Genomic DNA, 24,512 nt, shown 5'->3' with positions numbered 1-24,512 from the left:
AATGGACGTAGCGATCATGATCGAGGGCCAGAGCGGCGTGACGTGGCCGATCTGGCAGCGCGTGGCCGCGGCGGTCGAGCGGCTGGGCTTCGCCGGGCTGTACCGATCCGACCACTTCACCGACGCCGAGCCGCCTAGCAGCGACGCGCTGGAGGCGTGGGTGTCGCTGACGTGGCTGGCCAGCCACACCCAGCGGATCGAGTTCGGCCCGCTGGTGTCGCCGGTCTCGTTCCGCGAGCCGGTGATGCTGGCGCGCACGGCGCTTGCCGTCGACGACCTGTCGGGCGGGCGGCTGCAGTTCGGCCTGGGCGCCGGCTGGCAAACCCGCGAGCACAGCATGTTCGGCTACAGCCTGCTCGGCACCACCGAGCGTATGGCGCGCTTCGGCGAGGCGCTCGAGGTGGTGTCGCTGCTGCTGCGCGGCGACGCGCCGGCCTCGTTCGAGGGTAAGTACTACACCCTGCGCGAGGCAACGCTGCTGCCGCGCCCGCGCCGCCCCGGCGGCCCGCCGATCGTGATCGGCGGCAACGGCCCGAAGTACACCCTGCCGCTGGCCGCGCGCTATGCCCAGGAGTGGAATGCCGTGTACGTGACGCCCCAGCGCTTCGGCGAGCTCCAGGCACAGCTCGACGCGCTGATCGCCGATGCCGGGCGCGCACCCGGCGACGTACGCCGCACCCTGATGACCGGCATGGTGTTCGGCCGCGACGACGCCGAGCTGCGCCAGCGCGCGGCCGAGTGGGGCGGCACGCCGGCCGAGCTGCGCCAGCGCGGGATCGTGGCCGGCACCGCGCCCGACCTTGCCGAGCAGCTGCACGCAATCGCAGCGGCTGGCGCGCAGCGCGTGATGCTGCAGTGGTTCGGCTGGGACGACATGGCCGAGCTTGAGGCGATCGCCGCCGCCGTGCTGCCCGCCTTCCCTCCGGCGCCGCGCTAGGCTGGCCGTCTCGGAGCTGTCGCGCATGGTACACAATTGGTCAAGCACCGCAATACAAAAGGAAACTCGAATGATCGCTCGGGTCGCCGAAAATCCCATCTACACCGCCCCGGCCGGGTCGCCGATTGTACGGCCGGCCGCAGAGCCCGACATCTTCGCCATCGTCGCGGTGGTGAACGAGAACGCCCGCATCGGCCACCTGCTGCCGCGCAGCCCCGAGAACATCCGCGCGTCGCTGGCCGACTGGCTGGTGGCCGAGGTCGGCGGCCGCGTGGTCGGCATCGGCTCGCTGGTAGCCATGAGCCCAACGCTCGTCGAGGTGCGGTCGCTGGCGGTGCTGCCCGAGTTCCGCAGCTACGGCATCGGCGCGCTGATCGTGCGCGGCCTGGTCGAGCGCGCGCGCCAGCGCGGCATCCCCACCGTGTTCGCGCTCACGCGCGCGGTGTCGTTCTTCACGCGCCTGGGCTTCGCAATCACCGACCGCGCGCGCTTTCCCGAGAAGGTATGGAAAGATTGCGTGATCTGCCCGCTGCAGCACGCCTGCGACGAGACCGCCGTGGTGGTGGAATTGTAACAATGAGAGAGGGATCTCGATGCCACAGCGCACCCCCGCCCTGCTAGCTCTCGAAGACGGCACCACCTGGCCGGGTTTCGCCCTGGGCGCGATCGGCGAGCGCGCCGGCGAGGTGATCTTCAACACCGCCATGACCGGCTACCAGGAGGTGCTGACCGACCCCTCGTACTACGGCCAGATCGTGGTGATGACCGCGCCGCATATCGGCAACACCGGCGTGAACCTCGAGGACGAGGAAAGCGTGAAGCCGTGGCTCGCCGGCTTTGTGGTGCGCGCCGCCAGCCCGCGCGTCAGCAGCTGGCGCGCTACCGCGCCGCTCGGCGAGTACCTGCGCGAGCACGGCATCGTCGGCATCAGCGATGTCGACACCCGCGCGCTGGTGCGCCACATCCGCGAGGCCGGCGCGCTGCGCGGCGTGATCTCGTCGGCCGAGCCCGACGCCGAGCGGCTGGTCGCGGCGGCGCGCGGCGCCCCCTCGATGGAGGGGCTCGACCTGGTGCCGCACGTGACCTGCGCCGAGCCGTACCACTGGGCCGAGCCGCCTGCGGCGGAGTGGGCCGCCAAGCACCCGGCCGGCGATGCCGACGGCGCGCCCGCGCTCCACGTCGTAGCCTACGACTTCGGCATGAAGCGCAATATCCTGCGGCTGATGGCCGAGCGCGGCTGCCGCGTGACGGTGGTGCCGGCGAACACGCCCGCCGCCGACGTGCTGGCGCTGAACCCCGACGGCGTGTTTCTCTCAAACGGCCCCGGCGACCCCGCCGCCGTGACGTACGCCGTGGCGTCGGTGCGCGAGCTGCTGGGCAAGCGCCCGCTCTTCGGCATCTGCCTGGGCCACCAGATCCTCGGCCTGGCGCTGGGCGGCAGCACCTACAAGCTGCGCTTCGGCCACCACGGCGGCAACCAGCCGGTGCGCTTCAGCGACACCGGGCGCGTCGAGATCTCGAGCCACAACCACGGCTTCGCCGTCGACGACACAACCCTGCCGGCCGGCGTGGAGGTGACGCACACCAACCTGAACGACGGCTGCTGCGAGGGCCTGCGCGCCCCCGACCTGCGCGCCTTCAGCGTGCAGTACCACCCCGAGGCTGCGCCCGGCCCGCACGACGCATCGTACCTGTTCGACCAGTTCGTCGCCCTCATGAGAGCAGAAAGATAGCCACAAAGACGCAAAGACTCGAAGGAATTGCCGATGGCTTATCGTCAATTATCAACCGAAGAAGAGCGAATCGCGACTATAATTGTCGATGCGGCCGTCACTGTTCATAAAGCGCTTGGCCCGGGTTTGCTCGAGAATGTGTATGAAGTTTGCCTCCATCATGAGCTGGGAAAACGTGGACTGCGCTGCCAACGACAGGTTGCCCTGCCGATAGTATACGATGACATAACCTTTGAGGAAGCGTTACGTCTCGATCTGCTCGTGGAAGACTCTGTTATATGCGAACTCAAGGCGACTGACGAGATGCACCCGGTCTATATGGCTCAGATACTGAGTCACTTACGGCTGGCAAAGAAGCGTTTAGGCTTTCTCATTAACTTCAATGTCCCTCTTATGAAGAATGGCATCAGACGCGTCGTCATTTAAGCCTTCGTGCCTTCGCGTCTTTGTGGCAAAGGGATAAGATATTGCCCAAGCGTACTGACATCAAAAGCATCCTGATCATCGGCGCGGGGCCGATTGTGATCGGCCAGGCGTGCGAGTTCGATTACTCTGGCGTGCAGGCGTGCAAGGTGCTGCGCCGCGAGGGCTACCGCGTGATCCTGGTGAACTCGAACCCCGCCACGATCATGACCGACCCGCAGTTCGCCGACGCGACCTACATCGAGCCGCTGACCCCCGGGATCGTCGAGCGGATCATCGAGCGCGAGCGCCCCGACGCGATCCTGCCGACTGTCGGCGGCCAGACGGGCCTGAACCTGGCGATGCGGCTGTTCAAGAGCGGCGTGCTCGAGCGCTACGGCGTGCAGCTGATCGGCGCCTCGCCCGACGCGATCGACCTGGCCGAGGATCGCCAGCTCTTCAAGGAGGCGATGCTCAAGGCCGGCCTCGGCGTTCCCGAGGGCGAGACGGTGACGACCGTGGACGGCGCGCTGGCGCTGGCCCGGCAGATCGGCTACCCGGTGCTGGTGCGGCCCTCGTTCACGCTTGGCGGCTCGGGCGGCGGCGTGGCCTACGACGAAGCCCAGCTGCGCGATATCGCCGACCGCGGCCTGCGCGCCTCGCCGGTGGGCCAGGTGCTGATCGAGCAGAGCGTGCTGGGATGGAAGGAGTACGAGCTCGAGGTGATGCGCGACCGCGCCGACAACTTCGTGGTCGTCTGCTCGATCGAGAACCTCGACCCCATGGGCGTGCACACCGGCGACTCGATCACCGTCGCCCCGGCCATGACGCTCACCGACCGCGAGCTGCAGCGCCTGCGCGACCAGGCCAAGACCGTAATGAGCGTGGTGGGCGTCGAGACGGGCGGCTCGAATGTGCAGTTCGCGGTGAACCCGGCCGACGGCGCGACGATCGTGATCGAAATGAACCCGCGCGTCAGCCGCTCGTCGGCGCTGGCCTCGAAGGCTACCGGCTTCCCGATCGCCAAGATCGCCGCGCTGCTGGCGGTGGGCTATACCCTCGACGAGATCCCCAACGATATTACCAAGGTCACGCCGGCCTCGTTTGAGCCGAGCCTCGACTACGTGGTGGTGAAGATCCCGCGCTGGGCCTTCGAGAAGTTCCCCGGCGTCGACCCGACGCTCGGCCCGCAGATGAAAAGCGTCGGCGAGGTGATGGCGATCGGCACGACTTTCAACGAGGCGTTTCAGAAGGCCATGCGCGGCCTCGAGATCGGCGCGGTGGGCTTTGGGATGAAAAGAGCCAAGAGCCAAGAGCCGAGGGCCGGCCAATCGCCGGGCGAGGGCTCCTGGCTGTCGGCGCTCGGCTCGCCAAGCCCCGAGCGCATCTTCGCCGCCGCCGATGCGCTGCGCGCCGGCATGCACCCCGACGAGCTGGCGGCCGCGTCGGGCTACGACCCGTGGTTCGCCGAGCAGCTGGGCGCGATCATCGCGATCGAGCGCGAGCTGGCCGGCCACACCCTCGCCAGCCTGCCGGCTGTGCTGCTGCGCGAGGCCAAGCAGAATGGCTTCGCGGACGCGCAGATCGCACTGCTCCTTCGCCCAGACGAAAGACAAAAGACGGAAGACCAAAGCTTTTCTTCGGCCGAGCCGGGCCTTCCTCCTTCGCCCCCCGCCGCTCGCCCAGGCGAAATGGACGTGCGCGCGCGGCGCAAGGCGCTCGGCATCACCCCGGTGTACCACCGCATCGACACCTGCGCCGCCGAGTTCGAGGCCCACACGCCGTACATGTACAGCACCTACGCCAGCGCCGACGAGGCCGCGGTGACCGATAAGCCCAAGGTGATGATCCTCGGCGGCGGCCCCAACCGCATCGGCCAGGGCATCGAGTTCGACTACTGCTGCGTGCACGCCTGCCTCGCGCTGCGCGACCTGGGCTACGAGACGATCATGGTCAACTGCAACCCCGAGACCGTCTCGACCGACTACGATACCTCGGACCGGCTGTACTTCGAGCCGCTGACGCTCGAGGATGTGCTGAACATCTGGGAGCGCGAGTCGGGCGAGGCGACAGACGAACGGCCAAAGACAAATGAGGACATTTCATCCCCCGTCTTTCGTCCCTCGTCTTTCGTCCCCGTGCTGGTGCAGTTCGGCGGGCAAACGCCGCTGAACCTGGCGAAGGGCCTGGCGGCCTATGGCGTGCCGATCTGGGGCACCTCGCAAGACGCGATCGACCTGGCCGAGGACCGCGGGCGCTTCGGCGCGCTGTTGCGCTCGCTCGAGATCGAGCAGCCCGAAAGTGGCATGGCCGCCGACCTGCCGGCGGCGCGCGAGATCGCCGCGCGGATCGGCTACCCGGTGCTGGTGCGGCCCTCGTATGTGCTCGGCGGCCGGGCCATGGCGATCGCCTACGACGACGACGGTCTGGCGCAGTACCTGCACGAGGCCGCGCGGATCAGCGAGGGCCAGCCGGTGCTGATCGATCGCTACCTCGAAGACGCCTTTGAGGTCGATGTCGACGCGGTGGGCGATGGCCAGCGCGTGGTGATCGGCGGGATCATGGAGCACGTCGAAGAGGCCGGCGTCCACTCAGGCGACTCGGCTATGGTCATGCCGCCCTACAAGGTCAGCGCCTACCACCTGGCGATCATCCGCGACGAGACCATCCGCATCGGCATGGCCCTGGGCGTCAGGGGCCTGATGAACGTGCAGTATGCGATCAAGGACGACGAAGTGTATGTGCTCGAGGTGAACCCGCGCTCGAGCCGCACCGTGCCGTTTATCGCCAAGGCCACTGGCGTGCCGCTGGCGCGGATCGCCGCGCAGGTGGCCGCCGGCAAAACCCTGGCCGAGCTGGGCCTGCTGGCCGAGCCGGCGCTCGACGGCTTCTTTGTGAAAGAAGCGGTGCTGCCGTTCGAGAAGTTCCCCGGCGCGGCGGTGTTCCTCAGCCCCGAGATGCGCTCGACCGGCGAGGTGATGGGCCACGCCTCGAGCTTTGGCCACGCCTTCGCCAAGGCCGAGATGGGCGCGAACCAGAAGATCCCCACCGCCGGCGGGGCGCTGCTGACGGTCAACGATTTCGACAAGGGCGCGATCAGCCGGATCGCGCGCGACCTGGTGCGCCTGGGCTTTTCGCTCTACGCCACCCGCGGCACCGCCGCCTGGCTCGCCCAGCTCGGCCTGCCGGTGGACGCCGTCAACAAGGTTTCCGAGGGCGGCAGCACCACTGCCGACCTGATCGCCGCCGGCAAGGTGCAGCTGGTGATCAGCACGCCGCTGGGCGCGCGCGCCTACCAGGACGGCCAGGCGCTACGTTCGGCCGCCATCCGCCACGGTGTGATGCTCGTCACCACGCTCACCGGCGCGGCCGCCACCGTGAGCGCCATCCGCGCGCTCAAGGCCAAAGAGCTGAAGGTGCGCTCGCTGCAAGAGCACCACGCCCGACGTGCTATAGTAGAGCGCTGATACTTGCTTTGGCCGCTGGTTCGGCCAAGCACAGCGCCGCGCTGCTACAGGTTCTCAGCCCGCACATCGCACATACCACGTTAGGCGCAGCTGCGGCACCTGCAAAGGGAGCAGGAAGCGATGATCAACCTTCTCACCGCCGATATGCTCAGCATCGAGCAGATCAGCAAAAATACCCCACCCCAGAATGTCACCGCCGGCCGCGATGATTTTGCCGCCGGCCGGGCAAGCATCGAGAGCGTGGGGCAAAGTTCGGCGCGGCTGCAGGTGCGCGATCATAAGACCAACCGCCCATACACTGTGTCGGTGTGGCTGCACGCGCACCAGATCGCGCTCAGCTGCACCTGCCGCGAAAGCTACCAGTGGTATTTGTGCCGCCACCGCGTGGCCGCCGCGCTGAAGCTGCACGAGTACCTGGTGGCGCACCCGCCCAAGCTCTGGCAGGCCGTGCTCGACCAGAGCGCGCACTCCTCGGCGCGCCGCCCGAGCGTGAATTACAGCCCGATTGTGTTTAGCCTGCAAGAGCGCAACAATAGCTGGGCGGTGGTGCCCTACTCGCTGGCCGCGCGCCTGTTCGCCAGCCACGAGCTCGGCGACCACGAGGCGATCGCTGCGGCGATCGCGCGGATCGACCTCTCCAGCCACGCCAAGCCCATCCGCAGCCGGATCAGCCGCCAGACGTACCCCGGCGCCAGCGAGACCGAGCTGGCGGCGGTGAACCTGGCGGTCGGCAACCCGTACATGCTCTCGGGCTACAGCTACGGCCGCGAGAATGCCTTCTACGAGCCGGTGCTGCCGCTGCTGCCCGGCAGCCTGGTGTATATCGGCCACGAGGGCAACCCGCTGCAGCAGCGCATCGAGGTGCTGCCCGAGCTTGGCACCGTCGAGGCCGAGCTGAGCCAGCATAAGGCCGGCCTGCGCCTGGTGGCGCGCGTGTCGGTCGGCGATCGCGTGCTGCCGATCAAGCGCCGCGAGACGGTTGTGGTGGTGCCCGACCCGCCGTGGCTGCTGCTGGGCCACACGCTGGTACAGCTCAAAAGCGGCGACGGCCTGGCGCAGGCGCTGCTCGAATACCCCGAGCTTACCATCCCGCCCGAAGACGAGGAAACCTTCCTCGAGAAGCACCTGCTGCCGCTGACCGAGCGCGTCACCGTGCGCGGCGACATGGTGCAGTGGCACGATATCACCGACGCGCCCCAGCCGCGGCTGTACCTCGCCGAGAGCCCCGAGGGCCTGCAGGCCGAGCTGCGCTTCGGCTACGGCGAGTACGAGCTGGCCTACGATAAACGCCTGCCCGAGACGGCCACGCTGCGCAAGCCCGGCAGCACCTCGCTCGCGCGCGTGGCCCGCCAGCCGCAGCGCGAGCAGGAAGCCTGGCAGAACCTCTCGTCCTACAGCCTCAAGCGCGGCCCCGAGCCACACATCTGGCTGGTGAAGAAAACCGTCCACCCGATCGACTTCCTGATGCACCAGGTGCCCAAGCTCGCCGAGGCCGGCTATACGATCTACGGCGAAGAGGCGCTCACGCTGGCGCGCGTCAACCGCAACACCCCCACGATCTCGTTCAATGTCAGCAGCGGCATCGACTGGTTCGACGTGACGGCGGTCGTGAACTACGGCGATCTGTCGGTGTCGCTGAAAGACATCCGCCACGCGATCAAAAAGCGCGAGAAATATGTCAAGCTCGCCGACGGCACGATCGGCCAGCTGCCCGAGGAGTGGATCGATCGCTACCGCCACCTGCTCGCGCTCGGCCAGGAGCACGGCGACGACCTGCGCTTCTCGCAGCACCATATCACCATGCTCGACCAGCTGCTGGCCGACGCCGACCGCGCCCGCGCCGACGAGGCGTTCGAGCAGCGCCGCGAGAAGCTGCGCGGCTTCGAGCGGATCGAGCCGCAGCCGCTGCCCACTACCTTCAAAGGCCAGCTGCGGCCCTACCAGAAGTTCGGCTACGACTGGATGCACTTCCTGCGCGAGTATGGCTTTGGCGGCTGCCTGGCCGACGACATGGGCACCGGCAAGACGATCTGCACCCTCGCGTTCCTCGAGTCGCTCTACGAGGCCGAGAACGAGGCCCCCGCCAGCCTGATCGTCATGCCGCGCTCGCTGTTGTTCAACTGGCAGCGCGAGGCCGAGAAGTTTACGCCCGAGCTGGCAGTGTATGTGCACGCCGACCAGGGCCGCATCGCCGACCCGGCCGAGTTCGCCAAGCACGACCTGGTGCTGACAACCTATGGCACCATGCTGCGCGATGTCGAGAAGCTGCGCCAGTACCAGTTCAACTACATCGTGCTCGACGAGTCGCAGGCGATCAAGAACCCGCTGGCCGAGACGTCGAAGGCCGCGCGGCTGCTGCGCGGCAGCCACCGCCTGGTGCTCACCGGCACGCCGATCGAGAACTCAACGCTCGAGCTGTGGTCGCAGTTCGCGTTTCTCAACCCCGGCCTGCTCGGCGATGTCGGCTATTTCCGCGAGGAGTTTGTGACGCCGATCGAGCGCCAGCAGAACGGCGACACCGCCCAGTTCCTGCGCAAGATGGTCTACCCGTTCATCCTGCGCCGCACCAAAGACCAAGTTGCGGCCGACTTGCCGCCGCGCAGCGAAGAGATCGTGATGTGCGACATGGAGCCGACCCAGCGCAAGCTGTACGACAAGCAGCGCGACTACTACCGCGCGCTGCTGCTCGGCCTGATCGACAACGACGGCATGAACGACGCGCGCATGAAGATCCTCGAGGGCCTGCTGCGCCTGCGCCAGATCAGCAACCACCCGCGCCTGGTCGACGCGAAGTTCAAAGGCGTTTCGGGCAAGTTCGAGCTGCTGCTCGACACCCTCGACACGCTGCGCGCCGAGGGCCACCGCGCGCTGGTGTTCTCGCAGTTCGTGCAGATGCTCGCGCTCGTGCGCGAGGCGCTCGACGACCGCAAGGTGCCCTACTGCTACCTCGACGGCCAGACGCGCGACCGCCAGGGCGAGGTCGATCGCTTTCAGAACAACGACGACCTGCCGTTCTTCCTGATCAGCCTCAAGGCCGGCGGCGTTGGCCTGAACCTCACCGCCGCCGACTATGTGATCCATATCGACCCCTGGTGGAACCCGGCGGTCGAGCAGCAGGCCACCGACCGCACCCACCGCATCGGGCAGGACAAGCCGGTGTTTGTGTACAAGCTGATCGCGCGCGATACCGTCGAAGAGAAGATCCTGCTGCTGCAGGAGCACAAGCGCGCGATCGTCGACCAGGTGATTGGCGCCGAGGGCGGGGTGTTCAAGTCGCTCACGCGCGAAGACATCGAGGTGCTGTTCTCATGATCGATCGCGATCCGCTTGTACGTCGAAAAGTACCGCTCTGCCGAAGGCTGAGCACACCATCTGTGTAAGTTCTACGTGTCTATCGTACATCCTTTCATCGGCCAATGAGGAGCAAATCGTGAAACCCAATGTCAAGAAAGTCGTGCTTGCCTACTCGGGCGGCCTCGACACCAGCATCATCGTGCCGTGGCTGAAGCAGAACTACGGCAACCCCGAGGTGGTGTGCTACTGCGCGAACCTCGGCCAGGCCGACGAGCTGACCGGGCTGGAGGAGAAGGCCAAGGCCAGCGGCGCGTCGAAGTGCTATGTCGAGGATCTGCGCGAGGAGTTCGTGCGCGATTTCCTGTTCCCCATGCTGCAGTCGGGCGCGATCTACGAGCGGCTGTACCTGCTGGGCACCTCGGTGGCGCGCCCGCTGATCGCCCGCCGCCAGGCCGAGATCGCCCTGCAGGAGGGCGCCGACGCGCTGGCGCACGGCTGCACCGGCAAGGGCAACGACCAGGTGCGCTTCGAGGTGACGTACATGGCCTTCGCGCCGCACCTCAAGGCGATCGTGCCCTGGCGCGAGTGGGACATCCGCTCGCGCGAGGACGCGCTCGACTACGCCGCCGAGCATAATGTGCCGGTCACGGCGACGCTCAAGTCGATCTACAGCCGCGACCGCAATATCTGGCATATTTCGCACGAGGGCGGCGTGCTCGAAGACCCGTGGAACGAGCCCGAGGAGGCCATGTTCACCCTGTCGGTGTCGCCCGAGCAGGCCCCCGACACGCCCGAGTACGTCGAGGTTGGCTTTGAGCAGGGCACGCCGGTGAGCGTGAACGGCCAGCGGCTCGGCCCGGTCGAGCTGCTGGTTGCGCTGAACGACCTCGGCGCCAAGCACGGCGTCGGCCGCGTCGACTTGGTCGAGAACCGGCTGGTGGGCATGAAGAGCCACGGCGTCTACGAGACGCCGGGCGGCACGATCCTGCGCGCGGCCCACCAGGGCCTCGAGCAGCTCACGCTCGACCGCGAGACCATGCACTACAAAGACGTGGTGGCGCATCGCTACGCCGAGCTGGTCTACAACGGCCTGTGGTACACGCCGCTGCGCGAGGCGCTGCAGGCGTTCTTCAACGTCACCCAGCAGAACGTCACCGGCACGGTGCGCCTGAAGCTCTACAAGGGCAACGCCACGCTGGTGGGCCGCAAGGCCGCCGCGAGCCTGTACAACCCCGACATCGCCAGCTTCACCATGAGCCAAACCTACAACCAGAAAGACGCCGAGGGCTTTATCAAGATCTTCGGCCTGCCGGTGAAGGTGCGCGCGCTGGTCGAGGGCAGCGACAAGGCCAAACACGGGCTCCGGCCGCAAGAGTAGCCCTCCGAAGGCCGGCAAGGAGGCAAGCGGCACTTCGCCTATGTGCCCGTCTGCTTGTCGCCTTGCCGGCTGCGTGCCCGGTAGAACGTACGCAGCTGGCGCGTACAGCCTTCGGCAGATGCGTGTGCGGTTTTTCCGCGCTACGCGCGGAAAACCGCACACAGAAGATGCACACGTGCCACTGTGCAGCCTGCGGACGAGCGCTCGTTGAGGTGCTATGGACGATCAGGATCTCGTCGTCGCGCCGGCGACCGCCGAGCAGGCCGAGATTGTCGACCGGCTGCTGTACGAGGCCGGCGCCTGGCTCGCGGCGCGCGGCATTCACCAGTGGTCATCGGTCTGGCCGCCATCGGCGCACGAGCAGCGCGAGACGCGCGAGCGGATCGCGCAGGGCTGCTGCTACCTGGCGTGGCGCGGTGGCGCCGCCGTCGGCACGCTCGCGCTCCTGCCGGCCGACGAGGCGCTGTGGGGCCAGGACCGCGGCGACGCGCTGTATGTTCACGGCCTGGCGATCAGCAGGGCAGCGGCCGGCCAGGGCCTCGGGCTGGCGCTGCTGCGCTGGGCCGAGCGCGAGGCGCTGGCGCGCGGCCGGCGCTTGTTACGGCTGGACTGCATGGGGCCGAACCTGGCCTTGCGGGCCTACTACCGGCGCGCCGGGTTCGCCGAGCGCGGCACGGTTGTCGAAGACAGCGGGTGGGAAGCGACGCTGCTTGAAAAGCAGCTCTAGCAGCAAGCAGAGCAGAAATTCATGCCAGAATTACCCAATGCGCCCGGTACAGTCCGCTCCTTCACGCGCGAAGGCCAGGCGCTCATGCTCGAGTGCGGCGCGGCGCGGCTGCGCGTGAGCGTGCTGGCGCCGCGCCTGGTGCGCGTGAGCGTCGGGCCGGGCGGCACCTTCGCGCCGCGCCGCTCGTGGGCCGCCGCCGCGCCCGACGAAGCCTTTGCCGCCGTGCCCTTCGACGTGCGCGACGAAGACGACGCAGTGGTGCTCGACACCGGCGCGATCAGCGTGCGCATAGCCAAGGCCGACGCGCGCGTCGCCTTCGCCGACGCCAGCGGCGCGCAGTTCTGCGCCGACACCACCGGCGCGCGCTGGGAGCCGGGCGGCGCGGTGGCCTGCGCCAAGCGCATCGGCGCCGGCGAGCACTTCTACGGCTTCGGCGAGCGCACCGGCCAGCTCGACAAGCTCGGCCGCCGCATGATCAACTGGACGACCGACCCGGCCTGGGGCCACGGCCCCGGCACCGACCCGCTGTACATCGCCATGCCTGTGCTCATGGCGCTGCGGCCCGGCCTGGCCTACTGCCTGTTCTTCAACAACACCTGGCGCAGCGAGTTCGACATGGGCGCCGCGCGCTACGGCGAGTGGCAGATGCGCGCCGACGGCGGCGCGATCGACTACTACCTGGCCTACGGCCCGGCGCCGGCCGCGGCGCTCGAGCAGCTCAGCGCGCTGCTAGGGCGCGCGCCGCTGCCGCCGCGCTGGGCGCTCGGCTACCACCAGAGCCGCTGGGGCTACACCTCCGAGGCGATGGTGCGCGAGCTGATCGCCGAGTTCCGCGCGCGCGACCTGCCCTGCGACGTGATCCACTTCGACATCGACTACATGCGCGGCTACCGCGTGTTCACCTGGGACGCGGCACGCTTCCCCGACCCGCCGCGCCTGCTGGCCGATATGCGCGCCGCCGGCTTCAAGGCGGTTACGATCATCGACCCGGGCGTGAAGATCGACCCGGACTACCACGTGTACAGCGACGGCCTGGCGCGCGGCATGTTCATCACGCGCGCCGACGGCACGATCTTTCACGGCTACGTCTGGCCCGACGACTCGGTGTTCGCCGACTACACCCGGCCCGAGGTGCGCGCCTGGTGGGGCCAGCAGCAGAAGGCGCTGGCCGACATGGGCGTGCGCGGCATCTGGAACGACATGAACGAGCCGGCGGTGTTTCAGCGGCCGTTCGGCGAGGGCGCCGGCGATGTCGGCACGATCGACCTCGACGCGCCGCAAGGCCCCGACGGCGAGCGCACCACCCACGCCGAGGTGCACAACATGTACGGCTACGGCATGGCCCGCGCCTCGTATGAGGGCCTGCGCGCGCACAGCGACGAGCGGCCGTTTGTGCTGACGCGCTCGGCCTTCGCCGGCATCCAGCGCTGGAGCGCCTGCTGGATGGGCGATAACAGCTCGTGGTGGGAGCACCTCGAGCTGACCATGCCGCAGCTGATGAACATGGGCCTCTCGGGCGTGCCGTTTGTCGGCACCGACGTGGGCGGCTTCTTTGGAAATGCCAGCGGCGAGCTATTCGCACGCTGGATGCAGCTGGGGGCGCTGACGCCGTTCTGTCGCGGGCACTCGCACGCCGAAACCGAGCGCCACGAGCCCTGGGTATTCGGCCCCGAGATCGAGGCGATCTGCCGCGAGTATCTGCAGCTGCGCTACCGGCTGCTGCCGTACATGTACACGCTGTTCTGGGAGGCATCGCAGAGCGGCGCGCCGGTGCTGCGCCCGCTGCTGTTCCACTTCCCCGACGACCCGGCCACCTACCAGATCCACGACCAGGTGATGCTCGGGCCGGCGCTCATGGCCGCGCCGGTGTACCACCCCGGCCGGCGCTTCCGCGCGGTGTTCCTGCCGCGCGGCGAGTGGTACGACTGGTGGAGCGGCGAGCGGGTTGGCACCGCCGAGCGCGGCGCGCCGATCCTCGCCGACGCGCCGCTCGAGCGCATGCCGCTGTACGCCCGCGCCGGCGCGATCATCCCTAGCGGCCCGGCTATGCGCTACGCCGACGAGCGCCCGCTCGACGCGCTGGCGCTCGACCTGTTTCCCGGCGACGGCGAGCTAACCTTCTATGAAGACGATGGCCACACCTTTGCCTACGAGCGCGGCCAGCACTGCACCACGCGCTACACACTGCGCCGCGAAGGCGACGACCTGGTGTTTACGATCGGCGCCCGCGCGGGCCAGTATACCCCGGCAAGCCGCACCGTCGCTGTACGGGTGAAAGGGCCGGATCGCTGGCAGGCCGATCGGCCGGCCGAGTTCGAGGACGATGGGCAGGCGCGGGAGATACGCTTTACCCGCACGCCATCGAGCTAAAGCCCTCGGCCACCCCGGCGAAGCCCGCCGGCGCATACCGGCCTGGGAGGCTGTTTGAAAAGCCTGTGTACCACCAAGGCACCAAGCGGCAATACGCTGAAAAAGCACCAACACGACATACACGTTCCTGGTGTCTTCGTGTCTTGGTGGTCCCTTCTCAGGCAATTTCTGAGGATTGTGTCACCGCTCAAAATTCAACCCGAGGCGTAAGAGGAACACCATGAACGACAGTATCAGCACATTCACCCTGGCCCCCGGTTTCCGCGCCGCCGCCACCGCCTGCGGCCTGAAGCCCAGCGGCAACCTCGACCTGGCGCTGATCGCCGCCGAGGGGCCATGCAGCGCCGCCGGCGTGTTCACTACCAACCGCGTCAAGGCCGCGCCGGTGATCTACGACCAGCAGATCCTGGCGAAGAACGCTAGCGGCATCCGCGCCGTGATCACCAACGCCGGCAACGCCAACGCCTGCACCGGCCCGCGCGGCATGGCCGACGCGCGCCGCATGGCCGAGCTGGCGGCCTATGGCCTGCGCTGCCAGCCCGACGATGTGCTGGTGCTCTCCACCGGCGTGATCGGCCGGCACCTCGACATGGACAAGGTCGCGCAGGGCCTTGCCGCCGTCACATCTACCGCCGCCGCGCAGCACGGCGCGCCAATCGCCGCGCGCGCGATCATGACCACCGACACGCGCCCGAAGGTGGCGCGCGCCGTAGCCCAGATCGGCGGCCAGCCCGTCACGATCGCCGGCATGTGCAAGGGCTCGGGCATGATCCACCCGAACATGGCCACCATGCTGGCGATCGTCACTACCGACGCGGCCGTGGCGCCCGAGCTGCTGCAGGCCGCGCTGCGCCAGGCGGCTGGCCGCAGCTTCAACTGCGTCAGCGTCGACGGCGACATGAGCACCAACGATACGCTGCTGCTGCTCGCCTCGGGCGCCTCGGGTGTTGAGATCAGCGCAGAGGGCGCGCGCGATGCCCAGCCCGCCACAGCTTTCGAGCAATTCGTAGAAGCCCTGACCGGCGTGTGCGTCGATCTGGCCAAGCAGGTCGCGCGCGACGGCGAGGGCGCCACTCGCCTGATCGAGATCCGCGTCGGCGGCGCGGCCGACGAAGCCCAGGCCCACCAGGTTGCCGACAGCATCGCCCGCTCGCCGCTGTTTAAGTGCGCGGTGCACGGCGGCGACCCGAACTGGGGCCGGGTGCTGTGCGCGGCCGGCTACAGCGGCGCCGAGATCGACGCCGAGCGCCTCTCGCTGAGCTTTGGCCACCCCGGCGGCGCCCAGGTGGCGGTGGTGGCCGCTGGCCTGCCGCTCGCCTACGCCGAGCCGGCCGCCGCCGCGCTGCTGCGCGAAGACCCGGTGTACGTGAACCTCGACCTCGGCCTTGGCGCCGCCGCCGCCACCGTCTGGACATGCGACTTCAGCAAAGAATATGTCGAGATCAACGCACACTATACGACCTAAGCACAGGCTACCGCAGGTTCGATCCGAGTTTTCAGGACGAAAGACAGACGACGAATCAGCGCCTTCTTTCGTCTTCCTTCTTCCGTCTTTCGTCAAACCCGGTTCGGATGTGTGATAACCTGCACTAAAACTCAGGGCCAGAACTCACAAGCCAGGGGTACGGCTTTCCCTGATCCCGGCCCCTGCCTGCGGAATTCTGGCCTTTGGCACCTAACGCCTGGCTTCTGACGCCTGACCGCTGGAGGATACAATGTGGGGCGGACGCTTCTCTGAGTCGATCGACGAGCGCATGGCGCGCTTTCAAAACTCCTACCCGTTCGACTGGCGGCTGTGGGCCGAGGATATTCGCGGCAGCGCGGCCTGGGCGCGCCAGCTGCACACCGCCGGGATCCTCAGCGACGGCGAGCTGGCCGCGCTGCTGGCCGGGCTCGACGCAGTGCGCGCCGAGTATGCCGAAGGCCGCTTCCAGGCCCGGCCCGACGACGAAGACATCCACAGCGCGGTCGAGCGGCGCCTGGGCGAGCTGGCCGGCGCAGTCGCCGGCAAGCTGCACACCGGCCGCAGCCGCAACGACCAGGTGGCCACCGACGTGCGGCTGTGGACGCTTGGCGCGATCGCGCGCGCCGACGCCGGCCTGCGCGAGCTACAGGCGGCCCTGCTGGCCCAGTCCGAGGCCGCCGGCGAGGCGCTGCTGCCCGGCTACACCCACCTGCAGCGCGCCCAGCCGATCCTGCTGGCGCACTGGCTGCTCTCGCACTTCTGGCCGATCCAGCGCGACCGCGCGCGCCTGGCCGACTGCGCCAGGCGCGCGGCGGTGCTGCCGCTCGGTTCGGGCGCGCTGGCCGGCACGCCGCTGAACATCGACCGGGCGGCGCTCGCGGCCGACCTGGGCTTCGCCGCCGCGAGCCCGAACAGCCTCGACGCGGTCAGCGACCGCGACTTCGTGGCCGAGTTCCTGTTCTGCGCGGCCACGATCGGCACGCACCTCAGCCGCCTCGCCGAGGATATGGTGATCTATAGCACCAGCGAGTTTGGCTTCGTGACGCTCGCCGACGCCTACTCCACCGGCTCGAGCCTGATGCCGCAGAAGAAAAACCCCGACTCGTTCGAGCTGCTGCGCGGCAAGTCGGGCCGGCTGGTGGGCCACCTGGTGGGCATGCTGACGGTGCTGAAGGGCCTGCCCGCAGCCTACGACAAAGACCTGCAGGAAGACAAAGAGCCGCTGTTCGACGCTGCCGATACGCTCGAGCTGGCGCTGCCGGTGGCTGCCGGCGCAATCGCCACCGCGCGCTTCAACACCGGGCGCATGCACGCTGCGATCGACGACGCCATGCTCGCCACCGACCTGGCCGACTACCTGGTCGAGCGCGCGGTGCCGTTCCGCGAGGCGCACAAGGCCGTGGGCGCGCTGGTGCGCGCGGCCGAGGCGCGCGGCGTGGCGCTCTCGGCGCTGCCGTTCGAGGTGTACCGTACCTGCCACGCGGCATTCGAGGAAGATGTGCTCGACGTGTTCAGCCCGGCGCGCTCGGCCGCCAGCCGGCAGGTGCCGGGGGCCACCGCGCCGGCCGCCGTGCGCCTGCAGATCGAGCAGGCCCGCGCGTGCCTGTAGAACACCCTGCGCCCGTCGATCGCGGGGCCGCCAGGCAGGCGCGCATCGCGCTCGCGCTCGTCTGCCTGTGCTTCCTAGCACTGGGCATGGCCATGTCGGCGGTAGGCCCGGCGCTGCCCGAGCTGGCCGCGCGCACCGGCCACCCGATCGAGGATGTTGGCGCGCTCTTCAGCGCGCTGTTCCTGGGCGCGCTGGTGGCGCAGCTGGCGACCGGCCCGCTCAGCGACCGGCTCGACCAGCGCGTGGTGCTGATCGCCGGCGTGGCGCTGTTTGTGGCGGGCACGCTTGGCTACGCCACCAGCCCATCGCTGGCGCTGACGCTGGCGGGCGCGCTGGTGGCCGGCCTGGGCCAGGGCGTGCTCGTGATCGTCTGCAATATTCTGATTGTGCGCATGTTTGCCGGCCGTGGCGCCGCCGCGCTCAACCTGACGAATATTTTCTTTGGGATCGGCGACATGGCCGGCCCGGCGGTCGCGGTGATGTCGCTGGGGCTGTGGGGCATCGCCACCCCGGTGCTGGGCCTGGGCGCGGCGCTGGCGCTTGTACCGGCCGCGCTGGTGCTGCTGCTGCCGCGCCTCACGCCGGCTGCAGCGCAGAGCCGGCCAGCCCAGGCGGCGCGCGCGGCAGCAGTCTATCGCTCGCCGCTGCTCTGGGCGCTTGGCGCCCTGCTGCTGCTGTACGTCGGCACCGAGATCAGCCTTTCGGGCTGGACCGCCACCTACATTCAGCGCACGACCTCGCTCGGCGCGAGCGCCGGGGCGCTGATCACCGCCGGCTTCTGGATGGCGATCACCGTCGGGCGGGTGCTTGGCGCGCTGCTGAGCGCCCGGCTCGCGCCAAACCGGCTGCTGCAGCTGTGCCTGAGCGGGGCGCTGGCCGGCGGCCTGCTGCTGGCGCTGAGCATTGGCTACCCCTCGGCGACGATCGCGGCAGTGCTGCTGCTGGGGCTGTGCTTTGGGCCAGTGTTCCCCACCGTCATCGCGATCGTCGCCGACAGCTTTGGCGAGGCGCAGGGCAGCGCCGTGAGCGTTGCGGCGTCGATGGGCAGCCTCGGCGGAATATTGCTGCCCTGGCTGCAGGGCATACTCCTGGCGCGCTCGGGGCCAGCCGCCAGCGCCCTGCTGGTGGTTGCCGGTACGCTAGCCATGCTGGCGCTGCACGTCGGGCGCGGCCTGCGCGCTAGGGCCGCGCGCAACGCCGCATAAGCTCACGCCGGGCGCGCCCGCTGGTGTGAAGATTTCGAACAAAACAACCGGAGGTTCGCTATGATCAAACACTTTCTTTCCGCCGCCGACCTGACGCGCGAACAGGCCGAGGCGCTGCTCGCGCGCGCGCAGGCCCTGAAGACCGAGTGGCACGCCGGCGGCCACGCCGATATGCCGCTGCGCGGCAAGACGCTCGCGCTGGTGTTCGAGAAGCCTTCGCTGCGCACGCGCGTAGCCTTCGAGGCCGGCATGACCCAGCTTGGCGGGCACGGCAGCTACCTCTCGGCCAACGACATCGACATGGGCGGCCGCGAGAGCGTGCCCGACGTGGCGCACAACCTGAGCCGCTGGGTGCAGGTGATCGCCGCGCGCGTGTTCCGCCACACCACCGTGGCTGAGCTGGCGCGCCACGCCAGCGTGCCGGTGATCAACGCGCTGTGCGACCGCGAGCACCCCTGCCAGGCGCTCGCCGATATGCTCACGCTGCGCGAGCGCTTTGGGCGCCTGCAGGGGCTGCGGCTGGCCTACCTCGGCGATGGCAACAACGTCTGCCACTCGCTGCTGCTGCTGGGCGCGACGCTCGGCGTGAATGTGAGCGTGGCCTGCCCGCCCGACTACCGGCCCGACGCAGAGATCGTGGCCCAGGCCGAGCGGCTCGCCGCCGAAAGCGACGCGACGATCGCGATCAGCTCGGCGCCGGCCGAGGCGGTTGGCGGCGCCGACGCGGTGTACACCGACGTGTGGGCTTCCATGGGCCAGGAGCACGAGGCAGCGCGCCGCCGGCCGGTGTTTCAGCCCTACCAGATGAACGCCGCGCTTATGGCCGAGGCCCGCGCAGGCGCGCTGGCTATGCACTGCCTGCCGGCCCACCGCGGCGAGGAGATCACCGCCGAGGTGATCGATGGCCCAAGCTCGGTGGTGTTCGACCAGGCCGAGAATCGCCTGCACGTGCAGAAGGCGCTGATCCTGACGCTGCTGGGCCTATAGCGGCGGCGCGAGCGCCCTTATCCGGATGATCACTTGCCGTATGCTGCTTGTTCATCTTCTGTGTGCGGTTGTTCTGCGCCGAGCGCGGAACAACCGCACACGATACGGAGAAGAATACCGCTCTGCCGAAGGCTGAGGGCGCCAACGGCGTTTGTCCTATACTTTTCACATGCCAGGGCCGGCGAAAGGTTGCCACAAAGGCTCAAAGACGCAAAGGCTATTCGAGTCTTTGTGGCTATTTGAAAAGTATTGCGCCTAGCCCCACACCCGCACGCCGTGGCGGCTCAGGGCGATCGGGATGGGGCGGAACAGCGGGTTGTGGCGCGGGATGGCCTCGATCAGCGCGCGCCGCGCCGCCGCCGACTCGGCGCACAGCAGCGTCACCGATCCGCCCGCGCCGCCCGCGCCATTGACTTTCCAGCCCAGCGCGCCGTGCGCGCGCGCCAGCTCGATCAGCGCTTGGGCCTCGGGCCCCACCAGCTCGGGGTGCAGCGCGCGCTGTAGCTCGGTGTTCTCGGCCATTGCGCTGCCAAGCGCGGCGAGGTCGCCGGCCAGCAGCGCGTCGCGCGAGCGCGCGGCCATGGCCCGTAGCCTGGCCAGCTGCGGCGACGCCGCGCCCTCGCGCTCGAGCTGGCCGATCACCTTGCCGTGCACCTCCGACGAGTTGTGGCTGCGGCCGAGAAACACCAGCACCAGGCGGCGCTCGAGCTCCCAGCGCAGCGCGGCCGGCAGGTGCAGCGGCGACACGCTGGCGTGCGGGTAGGCGAACATCTCGATGTAGTTGATCCCGCCATACGCCGCGCACAGCTGATCCTGAATGCCGCTCTGCAGCCCCAGCCGCTCGGTCTCGACGCGGTGCGCGGCGTAGGCGAGCTCGTGGGCGGTGAGCCGGCCGGGCGTCAGCGCGTCGAGCGCGCCGAGCAGCGCCACGGCCACCGCCGCCGATGTGCCGGTGGAGCAGCCGGCCGGCACCGCCGAGTACAGGCTGATCTCCAGCGCGATATCGTCGGGCGGCGGCAGCTCGGCCAGCGCGGCCGCCAGGAGCGGGTGTGGCTGCGCGGCCGGCGCGGCCCACTCGGCCGGGCCGAGGGCCATGCGCTCGCCGTAGTTTTCGGCGTGCAGTAGCACAGGCGCCGGGCGCGCCGCGCGCGGGTACACGGCGATCTGCACCTCGGCGCAGGGCGCCACCGCGATGTTGAAAATCTGGCCGTGCCCGGCGAACCAGGTGTCGGTCCAGCCGCCGTTGTCGCAGATGCGGATCGGCGCGGCGCTGTTGATTGTGCGGATCGGTGTTTCGCGCATCCCTATGCCATTGAGCGTTACGCACTTGCGCTATTCGGCTTGCTCAGGCAACGAGGTTGAGCCTGCGGCAGCATGGTTCTTGTGTATCTTCTGTGCGCGGAAAAACCGCACACGTCCAAATCTGGCGAAGGCTGAGCACGCCAACCGCACGCAATATACGAGGAAAGTACCGCTCTGGCGAAGGCTGAGCACACCAGCTGCGTAGGTTCTAGCTATTTGCGCTTGGCGCGGTTCTGGCGGCGCTTGGGGGTCTCGGCAGCCGGCTCGGCGCGCGGGCGTCCGCGCCGGCCTGTGCCGGCCGGGGGCGCGCCGGGAGGTGGCGCGTCCTCGCCAGCCGGGGCGTGCGCGTCCGGCCCGGCGGCGCCATTCGCCGCAACGCTGTGCGGCGCGTCGTGGCCATTCACTGCGGCGGCAATCGCGTCGAGCGGCGCCGGGTGTAGCTCGGGTATCTCGAGCGCGGCCAGCCGCTCCTCTGGCTCGTCGGCGCTGTCCTCGGCGGGAGGCGCGATTTCCTCAGGCGCGCTGGCCTCGGCAGCGGCGGCAGCCACGATCTCCTCAGGCGCGTTGGCCTCGGCGGCGGCATCGGCGGGAGGCGCGATTTCCTCAGGCGCGTTGGCCTCGGCGGCGGCCTCGGCGGGAGGCGCGATTTCCTCAGGCGCATCAACCTCGGCAGCGACGTCTACGGGAGGCGCGATTTCCTCAGGCGCATCGGCAGGGTCGATCGGCTCGGGCAGATCGGCGTTGGCTTCGGCATGCGCCAGCGGCTGCGCGGCCTCGGGCGCGTCGGGCACGGCCTGATGCACCGCCACCGACCAATCGAGCACCAGCTCGACATGGCCGCAGCGCGCGCAGGCCCACATGCGCGGCGCGATCGGCTGGCTGCCCTCGTGCTCGGCCAGCGGCCGCAGCGCCAGTTGGCTTTGCAATGTGCCAGGCACCAGGTTGGCACCACAGCGCAGGCAGGCGCGCGGCCCGCCTGGCGAAGGAACATGCATGGCATGCATGGCCGTAGAGGGCTCGAGCGCGGCGAGCTCGCGAGCGAACAGCGGCGCGGCCGGCGGCGCGACAACCGCGCGCGCGGGCAGCCGCTCGGCCGCGCGGCGGTACACCGCCATGGTCTCGCGGGCCGCGCGCGCCCACGAGAACTGGCGCGCGCGCGCCACGCCCATGCGGCCCAGCTCGGCGCGGCGCTCGTCGTCGTCCCACAGCGCGGCGATCTCGTCGGCCCATATGTCGGCGTCGAGCGGTGGCACGTACACAGCGGCGTTGCCACCGATCTCGGGCAGGCTCGAAGTAGCCGCGGCCAGGCAGGCCGCGCCGCAGGCCATCGCCTCGAGCAGTGGCAGCCCAAAGCCCTCGTAGAGCGAAGGGTTGATGTAGATCCGGCAGGCGTTGTACAGCCAGCGCAGGTCGTACTGGCCCACCCCGCCGGCGAACTGCACGTGATCGGCCAGGTTCAAATCGCGCACCGCCGCGAAGATTGCCTCGTCGCGCCAGCCGCGCCGGCCGACAATCAGCAGGCGATACCCGGCGTTGGGCTGGCGATCGAGGCAGATCCGCAGCGCCTGCAGCAGCGTTGGCAGGTTCTTGCGCGGCTCCAGCGTGCTGACGAACAGCAGGAACGAGCCGGCCTGCACCGGCTTGCCGTTCAGCACGCGCGCCTCGCCCGCGCGCAGCTCGATCGGCTGGTAGAGCGACGCGGCCGCCTCGTGGATCACGTCGATCTGCTCGGCCGGCATGTCCAGGAACTGGGCGATGTCCTGGCGCGTCGCCTCCGAAACTGCGATGACGCCGTCGGCGCGCGGGGCGTTGCTCTTCACCTGGCCGTAGTAGGCCCTGGCCGAGTCGTCGAGGATCTCGGGGTAGTGCATAAACGCCAGGTCGTGGATCGTCACCACCGCAGGGCAGGGCCGGCGCGTCGGCGCGATGAAATCGGGGCAGTGCAGCACGTTCGGCCGCGCCAGCATCACCTCGAGCGGCAGCGTCCACTGCTCGAAGCGATGGTGTGGCGGCGTCAGCGCGGTGCGGCGCGACACATTCGGCGCGATCGCCAGCGGGCGCAGCTGGTCGCGATGCTGCAGGCAGACGAACTCGTCGTCGCGGGCAACATCGGGCAGCGCCATAAGCAGCTGGCGCGTATACTGAGAGATGCCGCCCTGCCGGTAAGCATTCAGACGGGCGTCAATTGCAATACGCATGCTTTTCCGAATCTATGTGCTCGTGGCGCCTGGGTGCGCCTGCCGCGATACACGCCGCGGCCCGGCCGCGCGCCAGTGCGGCCCAGGCCGGACGGCTGCGACGCAGCGTGGGCTCCACGAGCGGGCAGAATACTGTTTGTATGAACGCAGCGAGCTATCATTGTTATCGTACCACAGAACGGCTATTTCACGCCGATGTGGCGTATGCTGCCCGTGGCAGCTACGGTGCACTGTCGTAGCTGTCGCCGGCTTCGACCACCAGGCCGTCGTAGGCCAGCTCGACGCCGTCGGGCAGCGCGGCATTCACGGCGGCGTGCTCGAGATCGTGGGTCATGTGTACCAGTAGGGTGCGGCGCGGCTGCAGCTCAGCCGCCACGGCGCAGGCCTGCGCGACATTGAAGTGCGTCGGGTGCTCGGCGTAGCGCAGCGCGTTGAGCACCAGCACATCCAGGCCGCGCAGCAGCGCCAGCGACTCCGGCGGCAGCGCGCTGGCGTCGGTCACATACCCCAGCCGGCCGATGCGGAAGCCGGTGATCGACCATGTGCCATGCTGCACGTCGAATGGCAGCGCGGCCACGCCGGCGGCTCGAAACGCCACGCCGCTGCGGATCTCGCACAGCTCGAGCTCGGGGCGCGTCGAGCCGCGCGAGCTATCGTGAAACGCGTAGCTGAAGCGCTCGCGCACCATCCCCAGCGTGGTAGCCGAGCCAAACAGCGGTATTGCCGAGCGCTGCGCGAAATTCAGCGGCCGTAGATCGTCCAGGCCCGAAATATGATCGGCGTGGGCGTGCGTCAGCAGCACGGCGTCGACGCGGCTGATATGCGCGGCCAGCGCCTGCTGCCGCAGGTCCGGGCCGGCGTCGAACAGCAGCGTGCGGCCACCCGCCTCGAGCAGCGCCGAAGTGCGCAGCCGGTGGTTGTGCGGGTCGGGCGAGGTGCACACGGCGCAGCGGCAGCCGATCACCGGTACGCCCATCGATGTGCCGGTTCCTAAAAATGTCAGTCGCATGCTCGCGTCGCGCGACGCAATTGCGTCGTGCGCCGGCGCCCGGCCCCATCGAAGCAACACGCCGCATGTACTGCTGATCCGGCTGCATTATAGCATACGCGCCCTGCGTGTAGGAGCCTGCTCGCGTGTTTTGCGCGCCGGTATCGCCTGGGCGTGCTGGCAGGTTGCAGCGCGGCCGCAGCTATGCTATAATCGCGCGTCGAAGTGAATAGTATGCTCATCACGAGGGGCGGAGGGACTGGCCCGACGAAGCCCGGCAACCCCATACCAGGTTTTGAATGCTGAGTTTTAAGTGCTGAGTTGTCGAGGTAAAACTCAGGCTTAAAATGCAAACCTCAAAGCTCGGTAGGGAAGGTGCCAATTCCTGCAGGTGTTCCTGATGCACCTGAAAGATGAGAGGTAACATAGCTGGGCCTCTCGCAGTGCGGG

Annotated in this window: 16 protein-coding genes and 1 riboswitch; of the genes, 13 read left to right on the top strand and 3 right to left on the bottom strand. The window is 68.8% G+C overall.

Annotated elements, in window-relative coordinates; all coding sequences use genetic code 11:
• Position 1: 1 nt before the first annotated feature.
• The 13 genes from U0177_RS06060 (at position 2) to argF (ending at position 19,574) form a co-directional block, all read left to right on the top strand.
• The gene (locus U0177_RS06060) at positions 2-937 is read left to right on the top strand and encodes a TIGR03560 family F420-dependent LLM class oxidoreductase (RefSeq protein ID WP_409569701.1); all 936 of its coding nucleotides are present in this window, start codon (positions 2-4) and stop codon (positions 935-937) included.
• A gap of 70 nt (positions 938-1,007) precedes the next feature.
• Positions 1,008-1,511 carry a GNAT family N-acetyltransferase gene (locus U0177_RS06055; RefSeq protein WP_409569700.1) on the top strand — a complete coding sequence of 168 codons (504 nt, stop codon included), beginning with the start codon at positions 1,008-1,010 and terminating at the stop codon, positions 1,509-1,511.
• A 19-nt stretch (positions 1,512-1,530) separates the two neighbouring features.
• Complete coding sequence (gene carA, locus U0177_RS06050) at positions 1,531-2,670, top strand: glutamine-hydrolyzing carbamoyl-phosphate synthase small subunit (protein ID WP_409569699.1); 1,140 nt, start codon at positions 1,531-1,533, stop codon at positions 2,668-2,670.
• Positions 2,671-2,703: 33 nt separating this feature from the next.
• A complete protein-coding gene (locus tag U0177_RS06045; RefSeq protein ID WP_409569698.1) occupies positions 2,704-3,096 on the top strand; it encodes a GxxExxY protein in 393 nt (130 codons plus the stop codon).
• Between the two features lie 41 nt (positions 3,097-3,137).
• Complete coding sequence (carB, locus tag U0177_RS06040) at positions 3,138-6,539, top strand: carbamoyl-phosphate synthase large subunit (protein WP_409569697.1); 3,402 nt, start codon at positions 3,138-3,140, stop codon at positions 6,537-6,539.
• 120 nt (positions 6,540-6,659) lie between these two features.
• The gene (locus U0177_RS06035) at positions 6,660-9,851 is read left to right on the top strand and encodes an SNF2-related protein (RefSeq protein WP_409569696.1); all 3,192 of its coding nucleotides are present in this window, start codon (positions 6,660-6,662) and stop codon (positions 9,849-9,851) included.
• A gap of 115 nt (positions 9,852-9,966) precedes the next feature.
• Positions 9,967-11,211, top strand: a complete 1,245-nt coding sequence (locus U0177_RS06030) for an argininosuccinate synthase (RefSeq protein ID WP_409569734.1) — start codon at positions 9,967-9,969, stop codon at positions 11,209-11,211.
• Positions 11,212-11,428: 217 nt separating this feature from the next.
• Positions 11,429-11,938, top strand: a complete 510-nt coding sequence (locus tag U0177_RS06025; protein WP_409569695.1) for a GNAT family N-acetyltransferase — start codon at positions 11,429-11,431, stop codon at positions 11,936-11,938.
• A gap of 21 nt (positions 11,939-11,959) precedes the next feature.
• Complete coding sequence (locus tag U0177_RS06020) at positions 11,960-14,308, top strand: glycoside hydrolase family 31 protein (protein WP_409569694.1); 2,349 nt, start codon at positions 11,960-11,962, stop codon at positions 14,306-14,308.
• 220 nt (positions 14,309-14,528) lie between these two features.
• Positions 14,529-15,773: a bifunctional glutamate N-acetyltransferase/amino-acid acetyltransferase ArgJ gene (argJ, locus tag U0177_RS06015; RefSeq protein WP_409569693.1), complete on the top strand. Its 1,245-nt coding sequence runs from the start codon at positions 14,529-14,531 to the stop codon at positions 15,771-15,773.
• Positions 15,774-16,011: 238 nt separating this feature from the next.
• Positions 16,012-17,382, top strand: a complete 1,371-nt coding sequence (gene argH, locus U0177_RS06010; RefSeq protein WP_409569733.1) for an argininosuccinate lyase — start codon at positions 16,012-16,014, stop codon at positions 17,380-17,382.
• Positions 17,373-18,587 carry an MFS transporter gene (locus U0177_RS06005; RefSeq protein ID WP_409569692.1) on the top strand — a complete coding sequence of 405 codons (1,215 nt, stop codon included), beginning with the start codon at positions 17,373-17,375 and terminating at the stop codon, positions 18,585-18,587. The genes argH and U0177_RS06005 overlap by 10 nt, the downstream gene beginning before the upstream one ends.
• 60 nt (positions 18,588-18,647) lie before the next feature.
• Positions 18,648-19,574 carry an ornithine carbamoyltransferase gene (gene argF / locus U0177_RS06000; protein ID WP_409569691.1) on the top strand — a complete coding sequence of 309 codons (927 nt, stop codon included), beginning with the start codon at positions 18,648-18,650 and terminating at the stop codon, positions 19,572-19,574.
• A 255-nt stretch (positions 19,575-19,829) separates the two neighbouring features.
• Here argF and U0177_RS05995 read toward each other — a convergent pair whose 3' ends face one another.
• The 3 genes from U0177_RS05995 to U0177_RS05985 form a co-directional block, all read right to left on the bottom strand.
• Entirely contained in the window at positions 19,830-20,876 is a 1,047-nt protein-coding gene (locus U0177_RS05995; protein WP_409569690.1) for a GHMP kinase, read from the bottom strand.
• Positions 20,877-21,088: 212 nt separating this feature from the next.
• A complete protein-coding gene (locus U0177_RS05990; protein ID WP_409569689.1) occupies positions 21,089-23,074 on the bottom strand; it encodes a glycosyltransferase family 4 protein in 1,986 nt (661 codons plus the stop codon).
• Between the two features lie 220 nt (positions 23,075-23,294).
• Positions 23,295-24,143: an MBL fold metallo-hydrolase gene (locus U0177_RS05985; RefSeq protein ID WP_409569688.1), complete on the bottom strand. Its 849-nt coding sequence runs from the start codon at positions 24,141-24,143 to the stop codon at positions 23,295-23,297.
• Between the two features lie 154 nt (positions 24,144-24,297).
• Positions 24,298-24,482: riboswitch (SAM riboswitch) on the top strand.
• Positions 24,483-24,512 lie beyond the last annotated feature (30 nt).

Origin of the sequence: Kouleothrix sp. (assembly GCF_046328425.1) — a bacterium.
Lineage (GTDB): Bacteria > Chloroflexota > Chloroflexia > Chloroflexales > Roseiflexaceae > Kouleothrix.
This window is presented reverse-complemented; position numbering and strand designations above follow the sequence as displayed.

Coding starts and splice junctions, on each gene's coding strand:
- U0177_RS06060 (WP_409569701.1), top strand. CDS start 2: ATGGACGTAGCGATCATGATCGAGGGCCAGAGCGGCGTGACGTGGCCG.
- U0177_RS06055 (WP_409569700.1), top strand. CDS start 1,008: ATGATCGCTCGGGTCGCCGAAAATCCCATCTACACCGCCCCGGCCGGG.
- carA (WP_409569699.1), top strand. CDS start 1,531: ATGCCACAGCGCACCCCCGCCCTGCTAGCTCTCGAAGACGGCACCACC.
- U0177_RS06045 (WP_409569698.1), top strand. CDS start 2,704: ATGGCTTATCGTCAATTATCAACCGAAGAAGAGCGAATCGCGACTATA.
- U0177_RS06035 (WP_409569696.1), top strand. CDS start 6,660: ATGATCAACCTTCTCACCGCCGATATGCTCAGCATCGAGCAGATCAGC.
- U0177_RS06025 (WP_409569695.1), top strand. CDS start 11,429: ATGGACGATCAGGATCTCGTCGTCGCGCCGGCGACCGCCGAGCAGGCC.
- U0177_RS06020 (WP_409569694.1), top strand. CDS start 11,960: ATGCCAGAATTACCCAATGCGCCCGGTACAGTCCGCTCCTTCACGCGC.
- argJ (WP_409569693.1), top strand. CDS start 14,529: ATGAACGACAGTATCAGCACATTCACCCTGGCCCCCGGTTTCCGCGCC.
- argF (WP_409569691.1), top strand. CDS start 18,648: ATGATCAAACACTTTCTTTCCGCCGCCGACCTGACGCGCGAACAGGCC.
- U0177_RS05995 (WP_409569690.1), bottom strand. CDS start 20,876: ATGCGCGAAACACCGATCCGCACAATCAACAGCGCCGCGCCGATCCGC.
- U0177_RS05990 (WP_409569689.1), bottom strand. CDS start 23,074: ATGCGTATTGCAATTGACGCCCGTCTGAATGCTTACCGGCAGGGCGGC.